This window comes from Amycolatopsis sp. NPDC051371 (assembly GCF_040682155.1).
In the GTDB taxonomy this organism is placed as follows: Bacteria; Actinomycetota; Actinomycetes; order Mycobacteriales; family Pseudonocardiaceae; genus Amycolatopsis.
Genome location: NZ_JBFBAG010000020.1, coordinates 164,721 through 174,271, shown reverse-complemented (window position 1 = coordinate 174,271; position 9,551 = coordinate 164,721). Strand labels below are relative to the sequence as shown.

Sequence of the window (9,551 nt, the reverse complement as noted above, 5' to 3'; positions counted from 1 at the left end):
GCGATCACCGGTTTGGTGATTTCCTGGAGCCGATCAACCACTGTCGGTAAGGGGAAGGGCTGACGATGTCGGGTGCCGGCACGATTCCAGACCGGTGATGACGGCCTCGTCGCCGCCGTAGAGGAGCGCTCCCTCGACCTGCTGCCGACGCGTCGGCTCCCCGGTCCGCAGCAGGACCACGCCGGGCAGGAGCCGCTGCCAAGGTTGGCCGGGAAGGCACCGCCGGTAGCTCGTCCGCTGCGGTACGCCCAGGGATTCCAGGTGCGCCACGGTGATGACACCCAACCTGCTGGCCGAGAAGAGTGCCTCCGAGTCGCGCGCCCACGTTTGTCTGACCACGCGTCGATCGTCGCCGGGTCGGTCGCGACACGGAAGACCTTTCCGTGATCTGTGGACTACTCGCGGTAATAACGGGTGACTGTGGACAACTCCGAAACGTCTTGAATGACTCATTCAGGTCTTCGGAGGTCCTGAATGACTCATTCAAGACGTTTGGGCCGGGCAGGGCGGGAGCTGACGAGCCACCACTCGACCCCACCGGGTTCCGCGGGTGTCCCCCACTGGGACCCACCCTGGCTCCCCACCTGACCCCACGAACAGCCCCTAGGGTTCTTTCGCGGCCGTTATGCGGACGCATGGGGTGCAGCTGAGGTTGCTCCGGACCCCGGCGCGGGGGATCTTGGCCACCGTCCCCCACGGCACCCCCCACTGACCCCCACCCTGCTGACCTGCGCAAACAAAGCACACGACGGAGTGGTCCGTCCGTTTGTCGCGTTGACTGTGGTGAAAAGTGGGGTACGGTGGTGGCCAGTGGGGCGGAAGGGAAGCCCCGGAGCCGCAGGCGGAGGTTCGCCACCGGGTGCGGTAGGGAGGTGGAGGCCGTGTTCCTCGGCACCCACACCCCGAAACTGGACGACAAAGGGCGGCTCGCGCTGCCCGCGAAGTTCCGTGACGCCTTGGCGGGTGGGCTGATGCTTACCAAGGGGCAGGATCACTGCCTCTTCGTCTTCCCCCGCGCCGAGTTCGAGCAGATGGCGCGCAAGGTCGCCGAGGCCCCGTTCACCAACGAGGCGGTTCGGGCCTACCAGCGCTACCTGTTCGCGGGCACGGACGAGCAACGACCGGATGGCCAGGGGCGCATCAGCATCGCGCCCGAGCTCCGCCGCTACGCGGGGCTCAGCAAGGACTGCGTGGTGATCGGGGCGATCACCAGGCTCGAGATCTGGGACGCCCAAGCGTGGCAGGGCTACCTGGAAGAACACGAAGACAGCTACGCGAAGGCTCGAGAGGAAGTACTGCCGGGCGTCTTCTAGGCGTGCGGTCGCGGTGCACCTTCGTCGTCGGGGGACGAGAGGTTCGCCGCCCGCACCGACTGGGAGACGTCCACCCGGATGCCGTGAGGCCTCTGTCCGCTCAACAGCCCTGGTGCACCTTCCCCGGTACCAGGTCGGCAGCGGGCGGACAGGGACCTGACGGCATCCGCCATATTTCCCCCGGGCCGCCCAGGCGAGAGAGGGGGAGGGAACACCATGACGGCACCCGAGCACGTACCGGTACTGCTGAGGCGGATCGTCGAGCTGTTCACCCCCGTGTTCGCCGAGCGCGACGGCGTCCTCGTGGACGCGACCGTCGGCCTCGGCGGGCACTCCGACGCCCTCCTCGAAGCGTTCCCGCGGCTGCGTCTCGTCGCCCTGGACCGGGATCCGGCCGCGCTGGAGAAGTCGGCGGAACGCCTCGCCCGCCACGGTGACCGCGTCGACTTCGTGCACACCGTCTACGACGGACTCCCCGAAGCGCTCGCCGGGCTGGGCCTGGAAAGCGCCGACGGCATCCTGTTCGACCTCGGCGTCTCGTCGATGCAGCTGGACCGCGCCGAGCGCGGGTTCGCCTACTCGAAGGACTCGCCGCTGGACATGCGGATGGACCCGACCACCGGGTTCACCGCCGCCGACGTCCTCAACACCTACGCGCCCGGCGAGCTGATCCGGATCCTGCGGGACTACGGCGAGGAACGCTTCGCGCAGCGGATCGTCAAGTCCGTCGTGGCCGCGCGGGAGCAGGAGCCGTTCACGAACAGCGGGCGCCTGGTCGAACTGCTCTACGACGCCGTCCCGGCCGCCACCCGCCGTACCGGCGGGCACCCGGCCAAGCGCACCTTCCAGGCGCTGCGGATCGAGGTCAACGGCGAGCTCGAAGTGCTGCGCCGGGCCATGCCGGCGGCGCTGGGCGCGCTGCCGGTCGGCGGGCGGATCGTCGTCGAGGCCTACCAGTCCCTGGAAGACCGGCTGGTCAAGCAGTCGCTGGCCGAGCTCGCGAAGTCCCGCACCCCGGAGGGGCTTCCGGTCGAGCTGCCCGGACACGGACCGGAGCTGAAGCTCCTGACCCGGGGGGCAGAAAAGGCCGGCGAAGAGGAGATCGAACGGAACCCGCGCGCCGCTTCGGTGCGGTTGCGGGCCGCAGAGAGGATCGGAGAGCCGCGATGACCGCTCCCACGAAGTCCCGCCGCCGGAACGCGCCGGCGACGCGGGGCCGCAGCGAGGCCGCCCGCACCTCGACCACCGCCGAGCCGGACCCGCAGACCCTCGAGCCGGGCAAGGCCGCGCCGCGCCGCGCTTCGCGGGGCCGCACGTCCGCGGCCGAGCGTGCCTACGCGCGCCGCGCCCAGCGCGCCGACCTGCTCAAGGAACGCGAGCCGCGGCCCGCGCCGAAGCTCGCCGAGCCGGGTGCGGCTCGCGAGTCCACGGGCCGGCTCAAGCTGCGGCTGCCGAAGTCGCGCGCGTCGTTCGTGCTGCTGATGATGGCGCTGCTGGCCGCCGGCGTGGCGACCACGCTGTGGCTGACCACGCAGGCGATCGCCGACTCCTACCGGCTCGAGCAGCTGCGCTCGACCAACTCGGACCTGGCCGAGACGAAGGAACAGCTGCAGCGCGACGTCGCGAAGGCCGAGTCGCCCGCGTCGCTGGCCCCCGCGGCCCAGCAGCTGGGCATGGTGCCGGGCGGCGACCCGGCACGCATCCTCGTGGGCCCGGACGGGAAGACGTCGCTGGTCGGCGAGCCCAAGAAGGCCAAGGCGGACGCGCCGGCGGTGCCGGTCGCGCCGCCGGCCGCGCCCGCCGCGGGCACGCAGTCGCAGCAGGGCGTGCCGATCGAGGGTGACCAGCCGGCCGTGCCCGCCGACGAGCAGCCGGTGCCGCCGGCGCAGCCGGGCGGCGGCCAGTGATGGCTTCGAGCCGGGGACAGGCCCGCGCGCGCACCACCGGCAGCGCGCGGCGGACCTACGCGGCCGGGACGCGCAGCGCGGCCGCGCGGCGGGGCAACGGCGGCAACCGCGGCCGGTTCTCCGCCGTGCGCCTGATCCTGGTCGCGTTGCTGCTCGTCGCGGGCGCGAAACTGGTGCAGGTGCAGTGGTTCGAAGCCGGGGCGCTCTCCGAGGCGGCCGAGAAGCAGCGCACCCAGAACATCGACATCCCGGCCCAGCGCGGGTCCATTGTGGACCGCAATGGCGCCAAGCTGGCGTTCAGCGTCGAGGTGCGCTCGCTGTCGGTGAACCTCAAGGCGCTGCACAAGAGCATGGACGACTTCGCCACGAAGAACCCCGGCACGAAGAAGACGTTCGACGCCGAGACCGCCGCGGCCGCCAAGTACATCGCGGCCAAGGTGCCGAACCAGCTCACCGAGCAGCAGCTGCTGGACCTGTTCCACAAGCAGGCGTCCTTCACCTACCTCGAGCACAACGTCGAGCCGTCGCTCGCCGCCGACATCGTCAAGCACTTCGCGTGGATCGGCGTCGAGAAGCGCGCCCTGCGCGAATACCCGGGCGGCAGCCTGGCCTCCAACATCGTCGGCGCGGCGAACTGGCGCTCCGACGACCCGGACGTGTCCAAGCACAACCTGCACGGCCTGGTCGGGCTCGAGCTGCTGCGCGACAACGACCTGGCGGGCACCCCGGGGCGGATGCTGGTCAACACCAAGAACGGCAGCGACAACGTCGTCATCCCGGGCACCGAGCGCGACCTGCAGGCCGCCGTGCCGGGCTCGGACCTCGAGCTGACCATCGACTCCGACCTGCAGTACGAGGTGCAGCGCCAGCTTGCGGACTACGTCCAGCAGTCGCACGCCAAGGGCGGGCAGGCGGTCGTCCTGGACGCCAAGACCAGCGAGGTCTACGCGCTGGCCAACAACACGTCGTTCGACCCGAACGACCAGTCGACGTGGACGACCGACGACCTGGCCAACCCCGCGGTCACCACGCCGTTCGAGCCCGGCTCGGTCAACAAGGTCGTCACCGCCACCGGGGCGATCGACTACGGCGTCGCGACGCCCGAGTCGACGATCCAGGTGCCCGGCTCGCTGCAGGTGGCCGACAAGACCGTGCACGACGCCTGGACCCACGGCACGCAGACGTTCACCACCGCCGGGATCTTCGCCAAGTCGTCCAACATCGGCACGCTGCTGCTGGCGCAGAAGATCGGCGAGGAGCGCTACGCCGGCCTGCTCAAGAAGTTCGGGCTCGGCCAGCGCACCGGCGTCGGCCTGCCCGGCGAGAGCGCGGGGGTCGTGCCGGCGCGCAGCCAGTGGTCGGCGACCACCTTCGGCAACCTGCCGATCGGGCAGGGCCTCTCGATGACCGTGCTGCAGATGGCCGGGCTGTACCAGACGATCGCGAACGACGGCCTGCGCGTCGAACCCCGGATCGTGAAGGCGAAGGTGAACCCGGACGGGACGGCGGTGCCCGAGCCGGCGCCGAAACAGGTCCAAGTGGTCAGCCCGCAGACGGCGAAGACGGTGCGCGACATGATGCGCGCGGTCGCGCAGAACGGCAAGGGCCTGCAGAAGGGCACCGCGCCGACGGCGGCGGTCGAGGGTTACCAGATCTCCGGCAAGACCGGCACCGGTCAGCAGATCGACCCGCGGACGAAGGGCTACAGCGACCACCTGTACAACATCACCTTCGCCGGCATCCTGCCCGCGGACCACCCCCGGTTCGTCGTCGGGATCCGGCTGGACGCGCCCGACACGACGCTGCCGGTCGGGCACTCCGCCGCGCCGCTGTTCCACAGCATCGCGTCGTACCTGACGCAGCGGTTCCAGATCCCGCTGTCGGACGGGCCGTCGCCGGAGGTCCCGCTCATCGTGCCGTGAGCACGATCCGTGAAGGCCCCCTTACCGCTTCTTGGTCCGTGAAGGCCTCCTTGCCGGCTTCTTGAGCCGGGAAGGAGGCCTTCACGGCTTTTCGGCCGGGCATCGTCCACTTCGGCTGGTCGCGGGCGGGAAAGTGTTGCGGGGCAAGAGGGTCTGCCGACGCATCTAGCACATGTGCCTCAGCCGCGCGCAATCGCCGTACCGCGTGCGGGCCCCCCGGACGGCCGCCGGTAGCCTCTTGGCCGTGTCCGTGTCATCGTCCAGTTCCCAGGTGCCGGAAAGCCCGGTGAAAGCGGTCCCCGCGCCGCCGCGCCCGGCGCGCATCGACCCGGTCCCGCTGGCGACCCTCCTCGCCAGGGCGGACGCGCGGCTGATCGCCGACCGCCCCGACGCCGCCGAGATCACCGTCACCGGCACCACCCTGCGCGCCCAGCACGTGCTGCCCGGCGACCTCTTCGCCGCCCTGCCCGGCGCCCGGGCCCACGGGGCCGACTTCAGCGACCAGGCGATCGCCGCGGGCGCCGTCGCGGTCCTCACCGACGCCGACGGGGCCGAGCGCCCCGCGCTGCGCGACGCCGGCGTCCCGATCCTCGTGCACGCCGACCCGCGCGCCGCCCTCGGCGAGATCGCCGCCTGGATCTACGGCGAGCCGTCGCTGCGGCTGGCCGTCCTCGGCGTCACCGGGACCTCGGGCAAGACCACGACGTCCTACCTGGTCGACGCCGGCCTGCAGGCGGCCGGCCTGACCACCGGGCTGATCGGCACCGTCGAGACCCGGATCGCCGGCGAGCGGCTGGTCAGCGGGTTCACCACGCCGGAGGCGCCGGACCTGCAGGCGCTGCTCGCGGTGATGCTGGAGCGCGGCGTCACGCACGTGCCGATGGAGGTCTCCAGCCACGCGCTGGCGCTGGGCCGCGCCAACGGCACGCGGTTCGCGGTCGGCGCGTTCACCAACCTCTCCCAGGACCACCTGGACTTCCACAAGGACATGCAGGAGTACTTCGCCGCGAAGTCGCTGCTGTTCGACGGCCGCTCGACCACCGAGGTCGTCGTGGTCGACAGCGCCTGGGGCCAGGCGCTGCTCACGCCGCAGACGGTCACGGTGACCACGGATCCCGGCACCGACGCGGCGTGGAAGGCCACCGACCTGCAGGCCACCCCGCACGGCGAGCAGACGTTCACCCTGCACGGCCCGGACGGCGTCAGCGCACCCGCCCGGATCCCGCTGCCCGGCGAGTTCAACGTCGCCAACGCCGTGCTCGCGGCGGCGATTTTGAGTACGGCCGGGGTGAGCCTGGAGCACATCGTCACCGGGCTCGGCCGGGTGCAGGTGCCGGGCCGGATGGAGCGGGTCTACGTCGGCCAGGAGTTCACCGCCGTCGTCGACTACGCCCACAAGCCGGCCGCGGTCGCGCAGGGCCTGGACGCGCTGCGGGCCCGCACCGAGGGCCGGATCATCACCGTGCTCGGCTGCGGCGGCGACCGCGACACCGCGAAGCGCCCGATGATGGGCGAGGCGGCGGCCCGCCGCAGCGAGGTCCTGATCGTCACCGACGACAACCCGCGCTCCGAAGACCCGGCGGCGATCCGCGCCGCGATGCTCGCCGGCGCCCGCGCCGTCGGGCCCGCCGAGGGCGGCGAGGTCGTCGAAATCGGCGACCGCCGCGAAGCCATCGAGCACGCCGTCGCGCTCGCCGGGCCCGGCGACATCGTCTTCCTCGCCGGCAAGGGGCACGAGTCCGGCCAGGAGGCCGGCGGTGTCGTGCACCCGTTCTCCGACCGCGACGAGCTGGCCGCGGCCATCCGCAACAAACTCGAGGTGAGTGTGTGATCGTGCTCAGCCTGGCCGAGATCGCCGACATCGTCGGCGGCCGGCTGCACCGCGCCGACCCGGGCGCGCAGGTGACCGGCAGCGTGGAGTTCGACACCCGGAAGCTCACGCCCGGCAGCCTGTTCGTCGCCCTGCCGGGGGAGAAGGTCGACGGCCATGACTTCGCCGCGCAGGCCGCCGAGGCCGGTGCCGTGGCCGTGCTGGCCGCCCGCGAGGTCGACGCGCCCGCGATCGTCGTGCCGCCCCTGGCCGAGGGCGAGGCCCACGAGCGGTCGGTCGCGCTGACCGGCGACAAGGACGGGTCCGGCGCCGCCGTGCTGGCCGCGCTCGCGAAGCTCGCCCGGTACGTCGTGCAGCGGCTGTCCGAGGGCAGCCTGACCGTCGTCGGCGTCACCGGGTCGTCCGGCAAGACGTCGACGAAGGACGTCATCGCGCAGCTGCTCGAGCCGCTCGGCCCGACGGTCGCGCCGCCCGGGTCGTTCAACAACGAGCTGGGGCACCCCTGGACGGCGCTGCGGGCCGACGCACAGACCCGGCACCTCGTGCTGGAGCTGTCCGCGCGCGGGCCCGGGCACATCGCCCACCTCGCCGAGATCGCCCCGCCGCGGATCGGCGTGGTGCTCAACGTCGGCACCGCGCACGTCGGCGAGTTCGGCTCCCGCGAAGGCATCGCGAAGACCAAGGGCGAGCTGGTCGAGGCCCTCCCCGCGGACGGCGTCGCGATCCTCAACCTGGACGACCCGCTGGTCGCGGCCATGGCGAGCCGCACGAAGGCCCGCGTCGTGTTCGTCGGCGAAAGCGCCTCGGCGCAGGTCCGCGCGGAGAACATCACCCTCGACGACGAGGCCCGCGCGTCCTTCCGGCTGGTCACCCCGGCCGGCGAGGCCGACGTGAAGCTGCCGCTGCACGGCGAGCACCACGTCGGCAACGCGCTGTCCGCCGCGGCGGTCGCCCTGGAGCTGGGCGCGACGCCGGACGAGATCGCCGCGCGCCTGTCCGGGCTCGAACGGCGCTCGGCGCGGCGCATGGAGGTCGTCACGCGGCCCGACGGCGTCACGATCCTCAACGACTCCTTCAACGCCAACCCCGAGTCGATGCGGGCCGGCCTGAAGGCCCTCGCGGCGATGACGCGCGACAGCGGCCGCCGGTCCTGGGCCGTGCTCGGCGTGATGGGCGAGCTCGGCGCGGACGCGGTCACCGCGCATGACGAGATCGGCCGGCTGGTCGTCCGGCTCAACATCGCGAAGCTCGTCGTGATCGGCCCCGAGGCGGCGGCCATGCACCAGGGCGCGCACCAGGAAGGCTCCTGGGGCGAGGAATCGACTCTGGTACCCGACGTCGGGGCCGCGATCGCCCTGCTGCATGATCAGCTCCGCCCCGGGGACGTGGTGCTGGTGAAAGCCTCCAAGGCCGCCGGCCTCTGGCGGGTGGCCGAAGCCCTGCTCGAACCCCGGGAAACCGACAACTCCGAGAATCGCTCGAACGGTGGTGACGCGTGATCAGCATCCTGATCGCGGCCGGGGCGGGCCTGCTGATCTCCATCCTGCTCACGCCCTACCTCATCCGGGTGTTCTCCCGGCAGGGCTTCGGCCAGGAGATCCGTGAGGAAGGCCCGCAGGGACACAAGTCCAAGCGCGGTACGCCGACGATGGGCGGCGTCGCGATCATCATCGCGATGGTCGTCGGGTACTTCGCCGCGCACTTGATCAACTGGATGTTCAACTCCCGCAGCGGCGCGCCGACGGCCTCCGGGCTGCTCGTGCTGATGCTCGCGGTGGGCCTCGGGATCGTCGGGTTCCTCGACGACTTCATCAAGATCCGCAAGCAGCGCAACCTCGGGCTGAACAAGACCGCGAAGCTGGTCGGCCAGCTGGTCGTCACCATCGCCTTCGCCGTCCTGGCGCTGAACTTCGCGGACTCGCGCGGCATCACGCCGGCGTCGGAGAGCCTTTCCTACGTCCGCGACCTCGCGCTGATCACCTTCCCCTCGGTGATCTTCGTGATCTTCTGCTACATCGTGATCTCCGGCTGGTCGAACGCGGTGAACTTCACCGACGGCCTCGACGGCCTGGCGGGCGGCTCGGCGGCGATGGTGCTGGCGACCTACGTCGTGATCGCGTTCTGGCAGGAGCGGCTGAACTGCGCCAACGGCCCGGCGCCCGCCTGCTACGACGTCCGTGACCCGCTCGACCTGGCGGTGGTCGCCGCCGCGGCCGCCGGCGCCTGCGTCGGGTTCCTGTGGTGGAACGCGGCCCCGGCGAAGATCTTCATGGGCGACACCGGCTCGCTGGCCCTCGGCGGCCTGGTCGCCGGGCTGTCGATGACCACCCGCACCGAGCTGCTCGCCATCGTCATCGGCGGCCTGTTCATGGTCGAGATGATCTCGGTGGTCGCGCAGATCGCGGTGTTCCGGACGACGCGGCGAAGACTGTTCCGGATGGCGCCCTTCCACCACCACTTCGAGCTCGCCGGGTGGGCCGAAACCACGGTGATCATCCGGTTCTGGCTGCTCTCGGCGATCTGCTGCATGTTCGGCCTGGGCCTGTTCTACAGCGAGCAGCTCGGCTTCGGCGGCTGA

General features: G+C 71.5%; 8 protein-coding genes. 7 read left to right on the top strand and 1 reads right to left on the bottom strand.

Annotated elements, in window-relative coordinates; translation table 11 throughout:
* Positions 1-33: 33 nt before the first annotated feature.
* The gene (locus AB0M59_RS24820; protein ID WP_364618914.1) at positions 34-339 is read right to left on the bottom strand and encodes a hypothetical protein; all 306 of its coding nucleotides are present in this window, start codon (positions 337-339) and stop codon (positions 34-36) included.
* A 542-nt stretch (positions 340-881) separates the two neighbouring features.
* Between AB0M59_RS24820 and mraZ the strand changes: the two genes are divergently transcribed.
* The 7 genes from mraZ (at position 882) to mraY (ending at position 9,551) form a co-directional block, all read left to right on the top strand.
* Positions 882-1,313, top strand: coding sequence for a division/cell wall cluster transcriptional repressor MraZ (gene mraZ, locus AB0M59_RS24815; protein ID WP_364382812.1), 432 nt, complete (start codon positions 882-884; stop codon positions 1,311-1,313).
* A gap of 216 nt (positions 1,314-1,529) precedes the next feature.
* Entirely contained in the window at positions 1,530-2,483 is a 954-nt protein-coding gene (rsmH, locus tag AB0M59_RS24810) for a 16S rRNA (cytosine(1402)-N(4))-methyltransferase RsmH (RefSeq protein ID WP_364618911.1), read from the top strand.
* Positions 2,480-3,220 carry a hypothetical protein gene (locus tag AB0M59_RS24805; protein ID WP_364618908.1) on the top strand — a complete coding sequence of 247 codons (741 nt, stop codon included), beginning with the start codon at positions 2,480-2,482 and terminating at the stop codon, positions 3,218-3,220. The genes rsmH and AB0M59_RS24805 overlap by 4 nt, the downstream gene beginning before the upstream one ends.
* A complete protein-coding gene (locus AB0M59_RS24800; protein WP_364618905.1) occupies positions 3,220-5,142 on the top strand; it encodes a penicillin-binding protein 2 in 1,923 nt (640 codons plus the stop codon). The genes AB0M59_RS24805 and AB0M59_RS24800 overlap by 1 nt, the downstream gene beginning before the upstream one ends.
* A gap of 286 nt (positions 5,143-5,428) precedes the next feature.
* Entirely contained in the window at positions 5,429-6,973 is a 1,545-nt protein-coding gene (locus AB0M59_RS24795; RefSeq protein WP_364618931.1) for a UDP-N-acetylmuramoyl-L-alanyl-D-glutamate--2,6-diaminopimelate ligase, read from the top strand.
* The gene (gene murF / locus AB0M59_RS24790; RefSeq protein ID WP_364618902.1) at positions 6,970-8,472 is read left to right on the top strand and encodes a UDP-N-acetylmuramoyl-tripeptide--D-alanyl-D-alanine ligase; all 1,503 of its coding nucleotides are present in this window, start codon (positions 6,970-6,972) and stop codon (positions 8,470-8,472) included. The genes AB0M59_RS24795 and murF overlap by 4 nt, the downstream gene beginning before the upstream one ends.
* Positions 8,469-9,551, top strand: coding sequence for a phospho-N-acetylmuramoyl-pentapeptide-transferase (mraY, locus tag AB0M59_RS24785; protein WP_155546014.1), 1,083 nt, complete (start codon positions 8,469-8,471; stop codon positions 9,549-9,551). Before murF ends, mraY begins: the two co-directional genes overlap by 4 nt.

Excerpts from the sequence above, each read along its gene's own strand:
- rsmH (WP_364618911.1), top strand. The coding sequence starts at position 1,530 with ATGACGGCACCCGAGCACGTACCGGTACTGCTGAGGCGGATCGTCGAG.
- AB0M59_RS24805 (WP_364618908.1), top strand. The coding sequence starts at position 2,480 with ATGACCGCTCCCACGAAGTCCCGCCGCCGGAACGCGCCGGCGACGCGG.
- AB0M59_RS24800 (WP_364618905.1), top strand. The coding sequence starts at position 3,220 with ATGGCTTCGAGCCGGGGACAGGCCCGCGCGCGCACCACCGGCAGCGCG.